Annotated in this window: 20 protein-coding genes; 16 read left to right on the forward strand and 4 right to left on the reverse strand. The window is 40.3% G+C overall.

Annotated elements, in window-relative coordinates:
• Positions 1 to 41: 41 nt before the first annotated feature.
• From E7T07_RS08835 to E7T07_RS08885, 11 genes are all read left to right on the forward strand, one after another.
• A complete protein-coding gene (locus E7T07_RS08835; RefSeq protein WP_246046210.1) occupies positions 42 to 218 on the forward strand; it encodes a hypothetical protein in 177 nt (58 codons plus the stop codon).
• Positions 218 to 628 carry a hypothetical protein gene (locus E7T07_RS08840; RefSeq protein ID WP_135710788.1) on the forward strand — a complete coding sequence of 137 codons (411 nt, stop codon included), beginning with the start codon at positions 218 to 220 and terminating at the stop codon, positions 626 to 628. Before E7T07_RS08835 ends, E7T07_RS08840 begins: the two co-directional genes overlap by 1 nt.
• A gap of 155 nt (positions 629 to 783) precedes the next feature.
• The gene (locus tag E7T07_RS08845) at positions 784 to 1,443 is read left to right on the forward strand and encodes an amino acid ABC transporter permease (RefSeq protein ID WP_135710789.1); all 660 of its coding nucleotides are present in this window, start codon (positions 784 to 786) and stop codon (positions 1,441 to 1,443) included.
• Position 1,444: 1 nt separating this feature from the next.
• Complete coding sequence (locus E7T07_RS08850) at positions 1,445 to 2,113, forward strand: amino acid ABC transporter permease (protein WP_135710790.1); 669 nt, start codon at positions 1,445 to 1,447, stop codon at positions 2,111 to 2,113.
• A gap of 3 nt (positions 2,114 to 2,116) precedes the next feature.
• The gene (locus E7T07_RS08855) at positions 2,117 to 2,881 is read left to right on the forward strand and encodes an amino acid ABC transporter ATP-binding protein (RefSeq protein ID WP_135710791.1); all 765 of its coding nucleotides are present in this window, start codon (positions 2,117 to 2,119) and stop codon (positions 2,879 to 2,881) included.
• Positions 2,882 to 3,159: 278 nt separating this feature from the next.
• A complete protein-coding gene (locus E7T07_RS08860; RefSeq protein ID WP_135710792.1) occupies positions 3,160 to 4,017 on the forward strand; it encodes a cysteine ABC transporter substrate-binding protein in 858 nt (285 codons plus the stop codon).
• A 252-nt stretch (positions 4,018 to 4,269) separates the two neighbouring features.
• Complete coding sequence (gene gshAB / locus E7T07_RS08865) at positions 4,270 to 6,546, forward strand: bifunctional glutamate--cysteine ligase GshA/glutathione synthetase GshB (RefSeq protein ID WP_135710793.1); 2,277 nt, start codon at positions 4,270 to 4,272, stop codon at positions 6,544 to 6,546.
• Between the two features lie 13 nt (positions 6,547 to 6,559).
• Positions 6,560 to 6,964 (forward strand): nucleotidyltransferase substrate binding protein, encoded by a 405-nt coding sequence (locus tag E7T07_RS08870; protein ID WP_135710794.1) that lies wholly within the window; start codon positions 6,560 to 6,562, stop codon positions 6,962 to 6,964.
• Positions 6,965 to 6,966: 2 nt separating this feature from the next.
• Positions 6,967 to 7,272, forward strand: a complete 306-nt coding sequence (locus E7T07_RS08875) for a nucleotidyltransferase family protein (protein WP_135710795.1) — start codon at positions 6,967 to 6,969, stop codon at positions 7,270 to 7,272.
• A 5-nt stretch (positions 7,273 to 7,277) separates the two neighbouring features.
• Positions 7,278 to 8,366, forward strand: a complete 1,089-nt coding sequence (locus E7T07_RS08880; RefSeq protein ID WP_135710796.1) for a PhoH family protein — start codon at positions 7,278 to 7,280, stop codon at positions 8,364 to 8,366.
• A 105-nt stretch (positions 8,367 to 8,471) separates the two neighbouring features.
• Positions 8,472 to 9,596 carry a Fic family protein gene (locus tag E7T07_RS08885; protein ID WP_135710797.1) on the forward strand — a complete coding sequence of 375 codons (1,125 nt, stop codon included), beginning with the start codon at positions 8,472 to 8,474 and terminating at the stop codon, positions 9,594 to 9,596.
• An 82-nt stretch (positions 9,597 to 9,678) separates the two neighbouring features.
• On the opposite strand, the gene E7T07_RS08890 is transcribed toward E7T07_RS08885, so the two are convergent.
• Genes E7T07_RS08890 through E7T07_RS08905 form a run of 4 tightly spaced genes read right to left on the reverse strand, consistent with a single transcriptional unit; the run spans position 9,679 to position 11,338 of the window.
• Positions 9,679 to 9,978 (reverse strand): hypothetical protein, encoded by a 300-nt coding sequence (locus E7T07_RS08890; RefSeq protein ID WP_135710798.1) that lies wholly within the window; start codon positions 9,976 to 9,978, stop codon positions 9,679 to 9,681.
• A gap of 12 nt (positions 9,979 to 9,990) precedes the next feature.
• Positions 9,991 to 10,224 carry a hypothetical protein gene (locus E7T07_RS08895; protein ID WP_135710799.1) on the reverse strand — a complete coding sequence of 78 codons (234 nt, stop codon included), beginning with the start codon at positions 10,222 to 10,224 and terminating at the stop codon, positions 9,991 to 9,993.
• A 58-nt stretch (positions 10,225 to 10,282) separates the two neighbouring features.
• Positions 10,283 to 10,708 carry a hypothetical protein gene (locus E7T07_RS08900; RefSeq protein WP_135710800.1) on the reverse strand — a complete coding sequence of 142 codons (426 nt, stop codon included), beginning with the start codon at positions 10,706 to 10,708 and terminating at the stop codon, positions 10,283 to 10,285.
• Between the two features lie 48 nt (positions 10,709 to 10,756).
• Complete coding sequence (locus E7T07_RS08905) at positions 10,757 to 11,338, reverse strand: hypothetical protein (protein WP_135710801.1); 582 nt, start codon at positions 11,336 to 11,338, stop codon at positions 10,757 to 10,759.
• A gap of 138 nt (positions 11,339 to 11,476) precedes the next feature.
• Here E7T07_RS08905 and E7T07_RS08910 point away from each other — a divergent pair, with 138 nt between their 5' ends.
• The 5 genes from E7T07_RS08910 (at position 11,477) to E7T07_RS10990 (ending at position 15,273) form a co-directional block, all read left to right on the forward strand.
• The gene (locus tag E7T07_RS08910; protein ID WP_135710802.1) at positions 11,477 to 11,812 is read left to right on the forward strand and encodes a helix-turn-helix domain-containing protein; all 336 of its coding nucleotides are present in this window, start codon (positions 11,477 to 11,479) and stop codon (positions 11,810 to 11,812) included.
• Between the two features lie 58 nt (positions 11,813 to 11,870).
• Positions 11,871 to 12,494 carry a thiamine diphosphokinase gene (locus E7T07_RS08915; RefSeq protein WP_135710803.1) on the forward strand — a complete coding sequence of 208 codons (624 nt, stop codon included), beginning with the start codon at positions 11,871 to 11,873 and terminating at the stop codon, positions 12,492 to 12,494.
• 3 nt (positions 12,495 to 12,497) lie between these two features.
• Positions 12,498 to 12,965: an rRNA maturation RNase YbeY gene (ybeY, locus tag E7T07_RS08920; protein ID WP_135710804.1), complete on the forward strand. Its 468-nt coding sequence runs from the start codon at positions 12,498 to 12,500 to the stop codon at positions 12,963 to 12,965.
• 184 nt (positions 12,966 to 13,149) lie between these two features.
• Positions 13,150 to 15,096, forward strand: coding sequence for a tRNA(Met) cytidine acetyltransferase TmcA (locus E7T07_RS08925; protein WP_512698609.1), 1,947 nt, complete (start codon positions 13,150 to 13,152; stop codon positions 15,094 to 15,096).
• A 6-nt stretch (positions 15,097 to 15,102) separates the two neighbouring features.
• On the forward strand, positions 15,103 to 15,273 hold the full coding sequence (locus E7T07_RS10990; RefSeq protein WP_167874951.1) for a DUF5363 domain-containing protein: 171 nt from the start codon (positions 15,103 to 15,105) through the stop codon (positions 15,271 to 15,273).
• Positions 15,274 to 15,277: the final 4 nt, after the last annotated feature.

The following is a 15,277-nucleotide window of genomic DNA, read 5'->3' on the forward strand; positions in this document are numbered from 1 at the left end:
TACCAAAAAGTAGGCTGTTTTCGTCTAAATGGAGAATGATTATGCTAACCCCAGTGAAAGCAAGAAGATTGTCACCGCAACAATATTTATCTGAAGTGAAAAAAAATAGCTTCAATAATAATGTTGAGCGTGTGCAATTTATTCCGCCCCAAATTGGTAAAGGTGGATTTGGACAGTTTCAAGTAACCTATAAAATGCCCGTATTGGTGGGACGATAATGAGCAATAATTTACCGCAAGAAATTGAAAATAAAGAAGAATTTATTAAAGAGTTTTTCGCTATTCAACAACAAGAAATTGCGATTAAACGCGATGAATTAACGTTGCGCCAAGAAGAAAACAAACTTAATCAAGAAGTTGCGCTAGCGTCCATTGCTTCTCAAGAAAAGGTGGAGTTAAAACGTGGTGATGTTTTCTTGAGTAATCAGAAAGGTAAATTTTGGTTATGGGGATGCTCTGCTTTAATTCTTGCCGTAGTAATTTGTATGGCTATGTATTTGGATAAAACAGATATTGCCATTAGAATTGTAGAAATTACAGGCGCTGTTTTGTTAGGTTTCTTTGCCGGTATTAATCGCGGAAAAGCACAAATTCTTGAACAAATAACAAAACAACAAAATAATGAATAATATAGAAATCCCAGCATTCGTTGGGATTTTTACTATCTCACAAAGTGCGGTGATTTTTATAGAATTTTGTTATTAAACATAACCATAAGATCTTTAAATTTTAATCCTACCGTTGTCTATAATAAGGCATTTCTTTATTTCTCATCAAAATCACTATGAATTGGCAATATATGTGGGATGCGATTCCCCGATTTATCGATGCAACACGGCTTACGCTGCATTTATCCCTTTGGAGTATTATTTTATCTATCATCATTGGCGTACTTTGCGCGGTGGTCTTAGTCTATAAAGTGCGTGGATTGCAATGGATAGTAAAAGCTTACATTGAACTTTCGCGTAACACACCCTTGCTTATCCAAGTGTTCTTCTTGTATTTCGGCTTATCAAAAGTGGGGATCAAATTAGATGGTTTTACCTGCGGTATTATCGGCTTAGCCTTTCTCGGTGGCAGTTATATGGCAGAAGCGGTACGTGCCGGGTTAGAAGCGGTTTCAAAAGGGCAAATTGAAAGTGCCTTAAGCATTGGCTTAACTCCCATTCAAGCCTTCCGCTACGTTATCTTCCCGCAAGCCTTTGCGATTTCAACCCCGGCCATTGGTGCAAACTGCTTATTCTTAATGAAAGAAACTTCGATTATCAGCGCAGTGGCCGTGGCAGAACTGATGTTCTTAGCCAAAGACATTATCGGAATGGATTACAAAACGAACGAAGCCTTATTCTTATTAGTGGTGTTTTATCTCATTATTTTACTGCCGGTCTCGATTTATATTCGCGTACTGGAACGCCGCTTACGCCAAGCAAAATATGGAGCTTAAAATGGGATTAACAATACTTTTTCAAGGCTCAAATTTAGAGCGATTACTCGGTGGCTTAGCGGTAACGGCGCAAATCGCCTTTGTGTCGGTTTTCTTTGCTTGTATTTTAGGCGTTATTATGGGCGTAGTGATGACCGGCAAAAATAAAGTGGTACATTTTTTATGCCAGCTTTATTTGGAAGTGGTGCGTATCATCCCCTTATTGGTGATTTTATTTTTAGTGTATTTCGGCTTCGCCAAATGGTTCGGTGCCCATCTTGACGGCGTATGGGTCTGCATTATGGTGTTTATCTTTTGGGGCACCGCTGAAATGGGCGATTTAGTCCGCGGCGCGCTAACATCCATCGAAAAACATCAAGTGGAAGCCGCTTATGCGTTGGGTTTAACCAAAACACAAACCTTTATTTATATCTTATTACCGCAAAGTTTAAAACGCGTGACCCCGGGGGCAATTAACCTATTTACCCGCATGGTCAAAACCAGCTCCTTAGCGATGTTAATTGGTGTATTGGAAGTCATTAAAGTCGGGCAACAAATTATCGAAACCGCCTTATTTACTGACCCATCTGCGGCACTTTGGATTTATGGCGTGATTTTCGCACTTTATTTCGCGATCTGTTATCCGCTGTCTTTATTCTCAAAATATTTAGAAAATCGTTGGGAAAACTAAATTATGGCATTATTAGAAATTAAAAAATTAGTCAAAAATTACGGCAATGTCACCGCACTTCACGGCATTGATTTATCGGTCAAAAAAGGCGAAGTAGTGGTTATCCTCGGGCCCTCAGGCTGTGGCAAAAGTACCTTATTACGTTGCATTAACGGATTAGAAGAGATCAAAAGCGGTGAATTGATTTTAGAAGGGAAAGGACAATTAGGTCAGGATATTTCTTGGGTCAATGCACGCCAACATATCGGCATGGTGTTCCAAAGCTATGAGTTATTTTCGCACATGTCGGTTATTGACAATATTTTACTTGGGCCGCTTAAAGTGCAAAAACGCAAACGGGAAGACGTGGAAAAACAAGCGGACGAATTGCTCAAACGTGTAGGCTTATATGAACGTAAAAATGCCTTCCCAAGAGAGCTTTCGGGCGGACAAAAACAACGTATCGCCATTGTGCGTTCCCTTTGTATGAACCCTGAAATTATGCTATTTGATGAAGTCACCGCCGCGCTCGATCCTGAAATGGTGCGCGAAGTGTTAGACGTTGTGTTAGGCTTAGCCAAAGACGGCATGACTATGGTGATCGTGACCCATGAAATGGGCTTCGCACGCCAAGTTGCCGACCGCATTGTCTTTATGGACAAAGGCGAAATCATCGAACAAGCCAAACCCGAAGATTTCTTCGTTAACCCAACCACAGACCGAGCCAAAGCGTTCTTAAATATCTTAAATTACGAAACACGCGGTGCGGATTTTTTGGAAAATATTTAATCCCATAAATCCCTTACCATCATTCTGCTATGTAGGGACACACTGCGTGTGTCCATTATAATGACAGTGTACAATTCGTGATAACCCCATTAATCCCAGTCTACATTCACATTTACGGACATGCGTAGCATGTCCCTACAAATTCTCACTCTCTATGATTTTAGCCCTAATTCAAAAATCGCATATCAAATAGCAAATGGTTCTTTCTCTTTTTCGATTTCTTCTTTTTATAATGCATCCACATTCAACAACATAATTTACTGATAAAAGGAAATCTTATGAAAGCATTAAAAAAAATCACCACATTAGCGGCAACCTTGCTTTTAGCTTTAGGCGTTACGGCTTGTAACGATAAAGACAACAGCGCGGCAAATAATGGCGCACCGAAAGCGAGCGCCATTGAACGCATTAAACAAGCGGATAAAATCCGTATCGGTGTGTTCAGCGATAAACCGCCATTTGGCTATGTGGACAAAGACGGCAAAAACCAAGGTTTTGACGTAGAAATCGCGAAAGCCTTGACCAAAGATTTATTGGGCGATGAAAACAAAGTGGAATTTGTTCTTGTAGAAGCGGCAAACCGCGCGGAATATTTACTTTCCAATAAAGTGGATATTACCTTAGCCAACTTTACCGTAACCCCGGCACGTCAAGAAGTGGTGGATTTTGCCAAACCTTATATGAAAGTGGCGTTAGGCGTTGTGTCTAAAGACGGCGTGATTACGGATGTGAAACAATTAGAAGGCAAAACCTTGTTAGTGAACAAAGGCACCACAGCAGACGCGTATTTCACCAAAAACTTCCCAAACATCAACAAATTAAAATTTGAACAAAACACCGAAACATTTGAAGCTTTACGTGACGGACGCGGTGACGCCTTGGCACACGATAACGCCTTATTATTCGCATGGGCAAAAGAAAACCCGGGCTTTGTGGTGGGCGTGAAAGAATTAGGCGACATTGACTTTATCGCAGGCGCAGTGCGCAAAGAAGATAAAGATTTATTGGAATGGTTAAACGCGGAAATTGAAAAATTAAGCAAAGACGGCGTATTAAATGCCGCTTACGAAAAAACCTTAAAACCAATTTATGGCGACACAATCAAAGCAGAAGACATTGTGGTTGAATATAAATAATGGCTTTTCAATAGCAAAGTGCGGTTAGTTTTGACCGCACTTTTTTGTTGTTACACATCAATTGTCACTGTAGGGGCGAAACATCTTTCGCCCCTTATTCTCACTATTGTTATCAGGGCGAAAAATATTTCGCCCCTACAATTGGACTACGGTTAGGTTATGGCTACTCCTATCACATTATTGCCGTTTACTATCAAACAATGATAAAGTAAGGCTATTTTCAAACAGCAGCGTTTGATAAGGAAATTAAGCATGAAATTACAACATATTATTAAAAATAACCGCCTTGGTTTATTGTTCCAACAAGGCACATTTGGCATTGAAAAAGAAAGCCAGCGCGTGCACCAAGATGGCTCTGTGGTCACCACGGCACATCCAAAGGCATTTGGCAACCGTTCTTTTCATCCTTATATCCAAACGGATTTTGCAGAAAGCCAACTGGAATTAATTACCCCACCGAATAAAACGCTTGAAGAGACTCTGCGTTGGTTGCAAACCATTCATGAAGTGGTGCTGCGCAGCTTGCCTGAAGATGAATATATTTTCCCCATGAGTATGCCGGCAGGCTTGCCGCCGGAAAAAGCCATTAAAGTGGCGCAATTAGATAACCCTGAAGACGTGGCTTACCGCGAGCATTTGGTGGAATCTTATGGCGCTTATAAGCAGATGGTGAGCGGTATTCATTACAATTTCCAGTTTGATCCTGAATTTATCCAAGCCTTATTTAAAGCGCAAAATGAATATCAAAGTGCGGTGGAATTTCAGAATGTTTTATATTTGAAATTAGCGAAAAATTTCCTGCGTTATCAATGGGTGCTGTTGTATTTGCTTGCGGCAACGCCAACGGTAGATGCTAATTATTTTAAAGACGGTTCGCCGTTAAAACCGAATCAATATGTGCGCAGTCTGCGTTCGAGCCAATATGGTTATGTCAATGCGCCTGAAATCAAAGTGTCTTTTGATAGCATTCCGCAATATGTGGAAACCCTTGAACATTGGGTAAATTCAGGCAAATTAATCGCGGAAAAAGAATTTTATTCCAACGTGCGTTTACGTGGTGCGAAAAAAGCGCGCGAGTTTTTGAATACAGGCATTCAATATTTGGAATTCCGTTTATTCGATCTTAATCCTTTTGAACCGAACGGTATTGCTTTGGATGACGCAAAATTTATCCATTATTTCATTATGTTAATGATTTGGATTGATGAAACTGCAGATCAAAATGCTGTTGAAGATGGCAAAGCACGTTTAGCGGAAGTAGCTTGGGAAGACCCGCGTCAAGAAACGCAATATGCGGTTGAAGGGGAAATGTTGCTTTCTGCAATGATTGACATGCTTGAAGCGATTGGTGCGGGCGAAAGTGCGGTAGAAATTGCAGAAGATAAATTAGCCATGTTTGCTGAACCGCAATTGACCCTTGGCGCGCGTGTGGTGGACGAAATTGAAAAAGCAGGCGGATACCAAGCGTTTGGCGCAAATTTAGCACGAGCTTACAAACAAAATGTCCTTGATACCTTCTATATGTTGACGGCGTTTAATAATATGGAATTATCTACTCAAGCCTTAATGTTTGATGTGATTCAAAAAGGGTTGAAAATGGAGATTTTAGATGAAAACGATCAATTTCTACGTTTGCAATTCGGCGACCATATTGAATATGTGAAAAACGGTAATATGACGAGCCACGACAGCTATATTTCGCCGTTGATTATGGAAAATAAAGTCGTGACTAAAAAAGTGTTGGCGGAAGCCGGATTTAATGTGCCGCAAAGCCGCGAATTTACTAGCCTTGAGCACGCGGTAGCGAATTACGCTTTATTTAAAGGCAAAGCTGTGGTGATTAAACCGAAATCCACTAACTTTGGTTTAGGCATTACCATTTTTCAACAAGGCGTCACTAACCGCGAAGATTTTGCTAAAGCCGTTGAAATCGCTTTCCGCGAAGATAAAGAAATTATGGTGGAAGATTATCTTGTAGGCACGGAATACCGTTTCTTTGTGTTAGGCGATCAAACGTTAGCGGTGTTATTGCGCGTGCCAGCTAATGTTACCGGTGACGGAAAATCAACGGTGGCGGAATTGGTGGCGGCGAAAAATGCCCATCCATTACGGGGTGACGGTAGCCGCACGCCATTGAAAAAAATTGCTTTAGGCGAAATCGAACAGCTACAACTGAAAGAACAAGGCTTAACCGTAGATAGCGTGCCTGCGGCAGGACAACTCGTGCAATTACGTGCCAACTCAAATATCAGCACAGGCGGCGACAGTATTGATATGACAGACGAAATGCACGACAGTTACAAACAACTCGCCGTTGGCATCACCAAAGCCATGGGGGCGGCAGTTTGTGGCGTGGATTTAATTATCCCCGATTTGAAAAAGCCAGCGGAAAACAGCCTGATCTCTTGGGGCGTTATCGAAGCCAACTTCAACCCAATGATGATGATGCATATTTTCCCTTATGCAGGAAAATCTCGTAGATTAACGTTGGATGTGGTTAAGATGTTGTTTCCTGAGTTGCCAGCTTGATTGGAATTAAAAAATGGAAAAACTTGATATTACACCATTAAAAAATGCCGTTGTGCGCTTAGATGAAGGGCTTGTTCGCTATGAATTGGATATTTCAGATTTGCAAATCCGCGATGGTTTAATTCAACGTTTTGAATTCACTTATGAATTAAGTCATAAAATGCTGAAACGCTATTTGGAACAGACATCACCAAATCCAGCGGAGTTTGATGGTATGCCATTTCAGGATTTAATTCGTACAGGAAATGAAAAAGGGCTTCTGCTTGGAAACTGGACGGATTGGAGACGTTATCGAGAAATGCGTAGCCGAACAAGCCATACTTATGATGAAGAAACCGCCATTCAAGTGGTTTCTGGTATTCCTCAATTTTTAGAAGAAGCCAAATATCTTGTTCAATCTTTGCAAAAACTTATTTAAAAATGACCGCACTTTTAGTTACAGATAATGAATTAGCCATTGTGCGAGAGATTTTACAGAAATATGTCCCTACTTACGAAGTTTGGGCATTTGGTTCACGTGTGAATGGCAATGTTAAACCTTATTCCGATTTAGATTTGGCAGTAATCACAGCTGAGCCACTTGATTTACAAACTCACGCTGATTTAGTTGATGCCTTTTCTGAATCAGACTTACCTTGGAAAGTGGATATCGTGGATTGGGCAACAACCAGCGACAATTTCCGCCAAATTATTTTACAAAAATACTTAGTTATTCAGGCAAACTGATATTTATGAACAACGATTTTTCTCAACATTTTACCTTAGAACCTGGTGATAATCAGCGTTTACAATCCCTTTGTGGTGCGTTTGATGATCATTTAAAACTGATTGAAAAAGAGTTTAACTTATTGATTTCTCGCCGTAATTTTGATTTTACAGTGGGAACGAATGATGAGAAACCAAAACCGCACCACGAAAAATTAATTAAAAGTGCGGTGAAATTAATTCAAGATTTGTATGTGGAAACGGCACCGATTAAGGGGAAAATCAAAGAGTTAGATTTAGAAGATGTGCATCTTGCTATTCAAGAAAGCCGCATGTTGGCGCAAGTAGAAGCAGACGAACCTGCTGAAAGCAAAGTTTACACCACAACCATAAAAACCAAACGCGGTTTGATTAAGCCACGTGGGAAAAATCAAATTGAATACTTACATAATATTTTGACCCACGATATTAGTTTTGGCATTGGCCCGGCGGGAACAGGGAAAACCTTTTTAGCGGTGGCTGCGGCGGTGGAAGCCCTTGAACGGCAAGAAATCCGCCGTATTTTGTTGACGCGCCCTGCCGTAGAAGCAGGGGAAAAACTCGGGTTTCTGCCCGGGGATCTTGGTTCTAAAATCGAACCTTATTTACGCCCTTTATACGATGCCTTGTACGAAATGTTAGGCTTTGAGCGCGTAGAAAAACTGATGGAACGTAATGTGATTGAAATTGCGCCACTAGCTTATATGCGCGGTCGAACGCTCAATGACAGTTTTATTATTTTAGACGAAAGCCAAAATACCACGGTGGAACAAATGAAAATGTTCCTAACCCGAATTGGCTTTAATTCCAAAGCGGTGATTACAGGGGATGTCACCCAAGTGGATTTGCCGCGTAGCCAAAAATCAGGCTTAAAACACGCTATGGAAGTGTTATCGGATGTCAAAGAATTGAGTTTTAATTACTTCGACAGCCAAGATATTGTGCGTCATCCTGTGGTCGCCAAAGTCGTCCAAGCCTATGAAAAATGGGAAGCGGAAGACGAAATACGCAAACAAAAATTAGCAGAACAGAAGCGGTTAGAAAAAGAAGAAAAAGCCTTAAACGCACCTGAGTAACGATAATGAGCCGAATAACTGAATTATTCGGCTCATTTTTGTTTTGAATTTGAGCTGAATATTTTTTATAATCGGCTCATTATAGGGGAACAAAGGTGAGTGAATATGCAATTTGAGCATGGTTTATGGATTTGGCAACAAGAAAATTGGACAGATTTTCGTTGGAATGAACAACAAATTTCTCCGAAATTACGTCAATGTTGGAAATTACTCGGAGAGTTATTCGGCTCAACGTGTGGGCAGCTGCTTGATCCCCAATCCAGTTTAAATGTATTATTAGAAAATATCTTGAGTTCATCTGCCATTGAAGGGGAAAGTTTAAATGCTTTTTCCCTACGTTCTTCTCTTGCCAAACGTTTAGGTGTGACCCTTGAAAATCCTTATCCCACCACAGATCGCAGCGAAGGCGTTAGCGATATCATGTTAGATGCCTTAGAAAATTGGCAACAGGAATTGACCTTAGCGCGTTTGTTGCAATGGCATCAGTGGCTATTTCCCGAAAAATCGGTTTTAGGGCGAATTTCGGTTGGGCAGTTGCGTGGTGATGAACCTATGCAAGTGGTGTCAGGTCGTTTAGATCGTCCTAGAGTGCATTTTGAAGCACCGCCACGTTCTGATTTGGAACAAGAACTCACCCATTTTTTAACTTGGTTTAACCAAAGTCGTTATCAAACTCACCTGGATCCTTTGCTACGTGCCGGTATTTGCCATTTGTGGCTATTGACCTTACATCCTTTTGATGACGGCAATGGGCGAATTACAAGGGCATTAACGGATCTGGCTTTGGCGCAAGCGGATCAACAAACGGTGCGCTTATACGCCATTTCTACGGTGATTTTGCAAAAACGCAATGCCTATTATGAGGTTTTGGAGCAAACCCAAAAAGGCATATCAGATATCACGGCTTGGTTAGATTGGTTTTTAGATGTGCTACAACAAGCTTTGCAACAAAACCTCACCAAAATTCACCGCACTTTAGCCAAAAGTCGTTTTTGGCAAATTCATGCACAAGATGAATTATTGGACGCACAAAAGAAAGTGCTAAATCGACTGCTAGACGGCGGCGAAATGGGCTTTGAAAATGGCATTAACGCCAGCCAATATCAAAAAGTCGCTAAGGTCAGTAAAGCCACCGCAACAAGACATTTAACTGAATTAGTGGAAAAAGGCTTACTACAAAAAACAGCGGCAGGTGGACGAAGTACGAGATATGTGGTGTGTTTGAGTTGATTTGCCCATAGTGAATAGTGAATGAGCCGAATAATTGAATTATTCGGCTCGTTATAGTCATCAGTTTACTTGCAATGCTAAATTACTCAACAACATCTGCTAAATAATCAAAAGGAAGATGGATGATATTTGATATTTCAGTGTTAGCCGACAGTCCTGAATTTGGCGTTATATTGTCATCTTTGATATGATGTTGATCATATCTTTTTGAAAAATCAAATGTTACAAGCTGTTTTTCTTTATCGACTTCTAATATTTCAACTGTAGAGCTGTCAGAAAATTGCCATACATTGTTATTTGAATGGTATATCTTAGCTTTATAGCCTTGTCTGATTGAGCTTAAATCCCAGTTTACTTTTCTAGGTTTATTAAAATATGTCATAAATTTTCCTTTTTAGTTTTGTCTCCATTGTTGGGTTTCGGGATCAAATTCAATTGATATTGGACAAAATCCTTGTATTACAATAGCAAACTCAAATCCCATCATAGTTTTATAGTAGCAACGTGTATAGCGGAAATCTCCAGTTTCTGATTGTCCTGTATTGGAAGCATATTCCCAATCAGCCGAAACTAGACCAGACGTTCCCAATCCAACCGCTAGGAATATTAATTTTCCTAATTTACACATAATGTTCTCCTAGTTATCTAATATGTAGTACAACTAACCACCAGCATAGTTTGAAATTCTAGTCTTCGATATTCTCGAATTTATCGATAAAAAGCCCCGCACAAATGCATATATATATCCCTATAAATTTTAGTATATCCCAAAAACCAAAACTTATATCTTGATTGAAAATCCAGATTAATAAACCACTCAAAAGAAACAACAAGATAGTTTTTGCAATATTAAGTACTATTTTTGTATGACTTGGAGCTAAGTAAATAATTGGAAGTACAAAACTTGCACCAAAGATAAAAGCCTGTATACAGTTAAACAAATAGTCACTAAAACTGGTTGCTTCATAACCAAATCGATCCGCAGACATCGTAAAATATTGTTGGTATATTATTGATAAGATAAATGAGAGCAATGGGCATAGAATACAGGCAATAGGAAGCAGTAACCAACGAATAATCGGAGACCATGACGTTAATAATTTTTTAGGCATTTGATTTTCTCCTAAGATTTACTTGTTTATTTTTCTTAATTTACATATTTAATAAGAAGTACAACTGAAACCACCGCTGTAATTAGGATTGCAGTTTGTTTGTCTGAATATCGGTCCTTGCTGTTGCATCTGAATTTGAGCTGGTGTTTTACCTAATCCTTGTCCGATATGTCTTGTCATTGTATTCCAACGTGCCTGTTCAAACGCTGCTTGTTGTCGAGCGGCTGCTTCCTGTGCTTGGCGAGTTTCCATTTCATCACGTTTAGCAAGTTGTACGGCTTGGGCGAAGGTAATATTTCCTCGTTTAACTAATTCAAAACGTTTGTAAGCCTTCATAAAACTATTTTCAAAAGGATAATTTCTAATATCTTGTTTAGCTTCAATGATGGCATCTCGCATCAATAACTGACCAAGATTAATTAATTTTTTCTCTTCTGCAGTAGCATAAGTGTTAGTTGTATATAGTTCTTCGCTTGCTTTTAATAGTGTTTCACTTATCTTCCCATCATACATTCGGTCTTGTTCTTCTAGAGCTTGACGATATTTATCATAAATGGGTTGCCAATGTGGTTGATTTGAGCAAGCTGTCAAAAATAAGCTTATAACAAATAAAGAAAGCATTTTTTTCATAAAGTATTCCTTAGATGTAATGGTTAAAATATGCGACTAAAGTAATGTAATTTAAATTATATGCCTAGTAAGTTATTCAGTCAACGCATAAGATCAAAAAGAATATGCCTTTAATGATAAGTAATTTAAAGGCAAAATATGGCGCAACCATTGGCAAGTGAAATTGATCGTCTTGTAGGACAGCGAATTCAAAAGAGACGCAGAGAATTAGGTTTTACTGCAGAAAGGCTATCAGAATATGTGAATTTAACTCAACCTCAATTATCCCGCTACGAACGCGGTACAAACAAAATCAATGTGGCACATTTAGTGGCGATTGCCACTTTTCTGAAAACGCCGATTAGTTATTTTTTTGCGGATTGTATGGATGACTTTGAATGGAATGGTGATGAAGTTGATCAAGTTTGGGCAAGTTTAACCCCATCGCAGAAAAGCCATTTTGTAGCATTTTTAAAGGAACTTCAGAAAAACTAGTCAGAGTGAAAAACTGTGGTAATATCAACCGCACTTGAGATAGAAAAGAGTGAGTAACATGAACATTGCGTTAGTTGCAGGTGGGGATTTCTCGCCGATTGAGCAGGGTTACGATTATTATGTTGGGATTGATCGCGGTTGTTTGGCGCTGTTAGATAATGGTTTGCCACTGGATTTTGCTGTGGGTGATTTTGACAGCGTGACAGAAAGTGAATTGATGAAAATCCGAGCAAATGCGAAAGAAATAGTGAGTGCGCCAACCGTGAAAAATGATACAGATACTGAATTGGCGTTGAAAGTCGTGTTTGCACGATTTCCTAGAGCATTGGTCACGGTTTATGGTGCATTTGGCGGACGGTTAGATCATTTATTTTCCAATGTTTTCTTACCTTCTGAACCTGCCTTGGCGCCATTTATGCAGCAAATTTCCCTTGTTAATACACAAAATCATATTAGCTATGCGCCAGTAGGTAAGCACCAAATTTTTCCTGTTCAGGGAATGAACTATGTCTCTTTTATGTCTGATGACAAATTGACGATTACTGGGGCAAAATATGAATTAAATGCACAGAATTTTTTTAGTAAGAAAATTTATTCGAGCAATGAATTTATTGGAAAACCCATTGAAGTTAGCCTGAATTCGGGCTATGTTGTGATTATTCAAAGTCGAGATAGAGAATAATAAATGCAAAACGTCATTATTGATTTACAAATTGCGAGCGAAGATCAAACGCATTTGCCAACACTTGAACAATTTACCCATTGGGCAACACAAGCAGTACGCGCGGAGAGTATCGAACCTGAGATCACCATTCGTATTGTAGATGAAGCGGAAAGCCACGAATTGAATTTAACTTATCGTGGCAAAGCTCGCCCAACGAATGTGTTATCTTTTCCTTTTGAATGTCCGGAAGAAGTGGATTTGCCTTTGTTAGGGGATTTGATTATTTGCCGTCAAGTGGTGGAGCGTGAAGCGGAAGAGCAAGGCAAACCCTTGTTAGCACATTGGGCGCATATGGTGGTGCACGGCAGTTTGCATTTGTTAGGTTATGATCATATTGAAGATGATGAAGCGGAAGAAATGGAAAGCCTTGAAACGGAAATTATGACGGGGTTGGGCTTTGAAGATCCTTATTCCTACGATGAAGAATAGGGTCTGTTTATCTTTCAATAAAAAGCTGCGTTGTCGCCTAAAAAAGCCATCGGCTAGGCGTAAAACGCAGTTAATAGCAGGACTATTTACAAGTTTTACAACAACGACGATGGCTTTTTTAGGCACAACCCGCAGGGGCGGGCTTCTTTTTTGCCCACTCTGTGTTAAAAAAACTTTGTTTAGAATGACTAAACGGCAGTTTTTTTGCCTTGATTGGGCAAAAAATAAGCTCCGCCGCAGCCTTTTATTGAAAGATAAACAGACCCTAATGTTAGCTGAACGCCGTTTAACCCTAAAATATGACCAAAATTCACCGCACTTTCCCACACATTTAAAGGAAAGTGCGGTGATTTTATCGCCTGAAAATTTTAGCAAATCCAAAAATCTGCTTGGGCAGGAATTCGATTGGATTTTGTATGATGGTCGAAGTACATTGAATTTGGATGCCTTGGCGATTGCCGTCGGTACGCTACGCGCCGGCGGTGAATTGGTGTTGTGGTTAGATGAAAATCAGCAAAGGGATTTGGATAGCTTGCGTTGGTCAGGCGTTGAGCAAGGAATTGAAACCCCGAATTTTAACGCGTATTTCGAGAATTTGATTGAAAAATATTGTAGGGACACACTGCGTGTGTCCGATAAATTTGTGGCAAATACATCAACGGACATAGGCACTGTGTTCCTACAGGCGACAACAGAACAATCACAAATCATCACTGAAATCCTAAAACAACAATCGGATCTTTATATTATTACCGCCAAACGCGGACGTGGAAAATCCGCGTTAGCGGGTATGCTGATCAAACGGTTAACATCGCGTTGCTATGTGACGGCTCCTAATAAAAGTGCGGTTAAAACCTTACAGTTTTTTGCACAAAGGGAGCCGGATTTTATTGCGCCTGATGAACTGGTTGCTAAAATCCGGCAAAATGCCGATCAATTCGCCGAAGATTGGCTGTTTATTGATGAAGCCGCTATGTTGCCCTTGCCTGTCTTGTTTCAGCTGATTTCTACCTTTAAACATATTGTTCTCACCACCACGATCCACAGCTACGAAGGTACCGGGCGTGGCTTTTTGTTGAAATTCTTAGCCAATCTTCACCGCACTTTTCAGCATTTTGAACTGAGCCAGCCATTACGTTGGGCAGAGAACGATAAATTAGAAGCATTTATCGATGAATTATTGCTGTTAGAAGCGGAAGAGCGTCTGGTTCAACCTGAATTTGATCCGCGAAGTGCGGTGAGTTTTCGTCAGGTTTCACAATCAGATATTGTGTTACGCATTCAGGATTTTTATGGCTTGTTAACCCTTGCCCACTATCGTACTTCACCGCTGGACTTGCGCCGTTTATTTGATGCGCCAAAACAGCAATTTTATGTAGCGGAAAGTGAGTCGCATTTAATCGGTGGCGTATGGTTAATGGAAGAAGGGGGAATGCAGGATAACGCGTTAATTGAACAAATTTGCCGTGGGCAACGCCGTCCGAAAGGCAATTTGGTGGCGCAATCTTTAGCGTTTTATTACCATTTTCCCTTAGCCTGTGAATTGACGTCTTTACGCATTTCGCGCATTGCGGTACAACCGAAGTGGCAACATCACGGAGTGGGGCAGGCATTGATGGCGCAAATTGCGCATCATTCGGGCGTAGATTTTCTTTCGGTGAGCTTTGGTTATACGGATGAATTAATGCAATTTTGGCAAAAGTGCGGTTTTGTTTTGGTGCAAACCAGTGAACGCCAAGAAGCCAGTAGCGGTTGTTATTCCGCCATTGCTGTGCGTGGCATTTCAGCGGCAGGGCAGCATTTTGTTCAGCAAGTTCGAGCATATTTTGAGCGGGATTTTGCCTTAACAAGACATCCGTTGGCATTAAAATTCGATCATGAGCAAATTGATTGGGACTTAAATGCGCAAGACAGTCGTTTGTTGCAAAACTTTGCGCATTTTCACCGCACTTTATTTTCTACTCTTGCACCGATTCGGCGATTAGTGGCACAATCTAACCAAGCTGATTGTCCGACTTTGGCGGCCTATTGTGCCAATGCGCAGGTGGATAAATCGGAAATTGGCGGTAAGAAAGAATGGTTAGCACATTGTCGCCAAGAAGTTAAAACTTTGTTAGAAGATAGGGAGTGATGGAAAATGACGGAAACAAAAAAATCAGAGGGATTTTTCAAAAAACTACTCAATAAATACAGTGAATTTTGTAAGGATTTGGGCGTGGATAATGGTGCTTGCCGTAGCTGTACACCTATTGTGAAAGCAGATGAAGACGGCAACTTAATTAAGGACGTTCCGAAAGAAAAAAAGTAATGTG

It is taken from the genome of Actinobacillus porcinus (assembly GCF_901764995.1).
Lineage (GTDB): Bacteria > Pseudomonadota > Gammaproteobacteria > Enterobacterales > Pasteurellaceae > Exercitatus > Exercitatus porcinus.

Excerpts from the sequence above, each read along its gene's own strand:
- E7T07_RS08835 (WP_246046210.1), top strand. The coding sequence starts at position 42 with ATGCTAACCCCAGTGAAAGCAAGAAGATTGTCACCGCAACAATATTTA.
- E7T07_RS08840 (WP_135710788.1), top strand. The coding sequence starts at position 218 with ATGAGCAATAATTTACCGCAAGAAATTGAAAATAAAGAAGAATTTATT.
- E7T07_RS08845 (WP_135710789.1), top strand. The coding sequence starts at position 784 with ATGAATTGGCAATATATGTGGGATGCGATTCCCCGATTTATCGATGCA.
- E7T07_RS08850 (WP_135710790.1), top strand. The coding sequence starts at position 1,445 with ATGGGATTAACAATACTTTTTCAAGGCTCAAATTTAGAGCGATTACTC.
- E7T07_RS08855 (WP_135710791.1), top strand. The coding sequence starts at position 2,117 with ATGGCATTATTAGAAATTAAAAAATTAGTCAAAAATTACGGCAATGTC.
- E7T07_RS08860 (WP_135710792.1), top strand. The coding sequence starts at position 3,160 with ATGAAAGCATTAAAAAAAATCACCACATTAGCGGCAACCTTGCTTTTA.
- gshAB (WP_135710793.1), top strand. The coding sequence starts at position 4,270 with ATGAAATTACAACATATTATTAAAAATAACCGCCTTGGTTTATTGTTC.
- E7T07_RS08870 (WP_135710794.1), top strand. The coding sequence starts at position 6,560 with ATGGAAAAACTTGATATTACACCATTAAAAAATGCCGTTGTGCGCTTA.
- E7T07_RS08875 (WP_135710795.1), top strand. The coding sequence starts at position 6,967 with ATGACCGCACTTTTAGTTACAGATAATGAATTAGCCATTGTGCGAGAG.
- E7T07_RS08880 (WP_135710796.1), top strand. The coding sequence starts at position 7,278 with ATGAACAACGATTTTTCTCAACATTTTACCTTAGAACCTGGTGATAAT.
- E7T07_RS08885 (WP_135710797.1), top strand. The coding sequence starts at position 8,472 with ATGCAATTTGAGCATGGTTTATGGATTTGGCAACAAGAAAATTGGACA.
- E7T07_RS08890 (WP_135710798.1), bottom strand. The coding sequence starts at position 9,978 with ATGACATATTTTAATAAACCTAGAAAAGTAAACTGGGATTTAAGCTCA.
- E7T07_RS08895 (WP_135710799.1), bottom strand. The coding sequence starts at position 10,224 with ATGTGTAAATTAGGAAAATTAATATTCCTAGCGGTTGGATTGGGAACG.
- E7T07_RS08900 (WP_135710800.1), bottom strand. The coding sequence starts at position 10,708 with ATGCCTAAAAAATTATTAACGTCATGGTCTCCGATTATTCGTTGGTTA.
- E7T07_RS08905 (WP_135710801.1), bottom strand. The coding sequence starts at position 11,338 with ATGAAAAAAATGCTTTCTTTATTTGTTATAAGCTTATTTTTGACAGCT.
- E7T07_RS08910 (WP_135710802.1), top strand. The coding sequence starts at position 11,477 with ATGGCGCAACCATTGGCAAGTGAAATTGATCGTCTTGTAGGACAGCGA.
- E7T07_RS08915 (WP_135710803.1), top strand. The coding sequence starts at position 11,871 with ATGAACATTGCGTTAGTTGCAGGTGGGGATTTCTCGCCGATTGAGCAG.
- ybeY (WP_135710804.1), top strand. The coding sequence starts at position 12,498 with ATGCAAAACGTCATTATTGATTTACAAATTGCGAGCGAAGATCAAACG.
- E7T07_RS08925 (WP_512698609.1), top strand. The coding sequence starts at position 13,150 with ATGACTAAACGGCAGTTTTTTTGCCTTGATTGGGCAAAAAATAAGCTC.
- E7T07_RS10990 (WP_167874951.1), top strand. The coding sequence starts at position 15,103 with ATGACGGAAACAAAAAAATCAGAGGGATTTTTCAAAAAACTACTCAAT.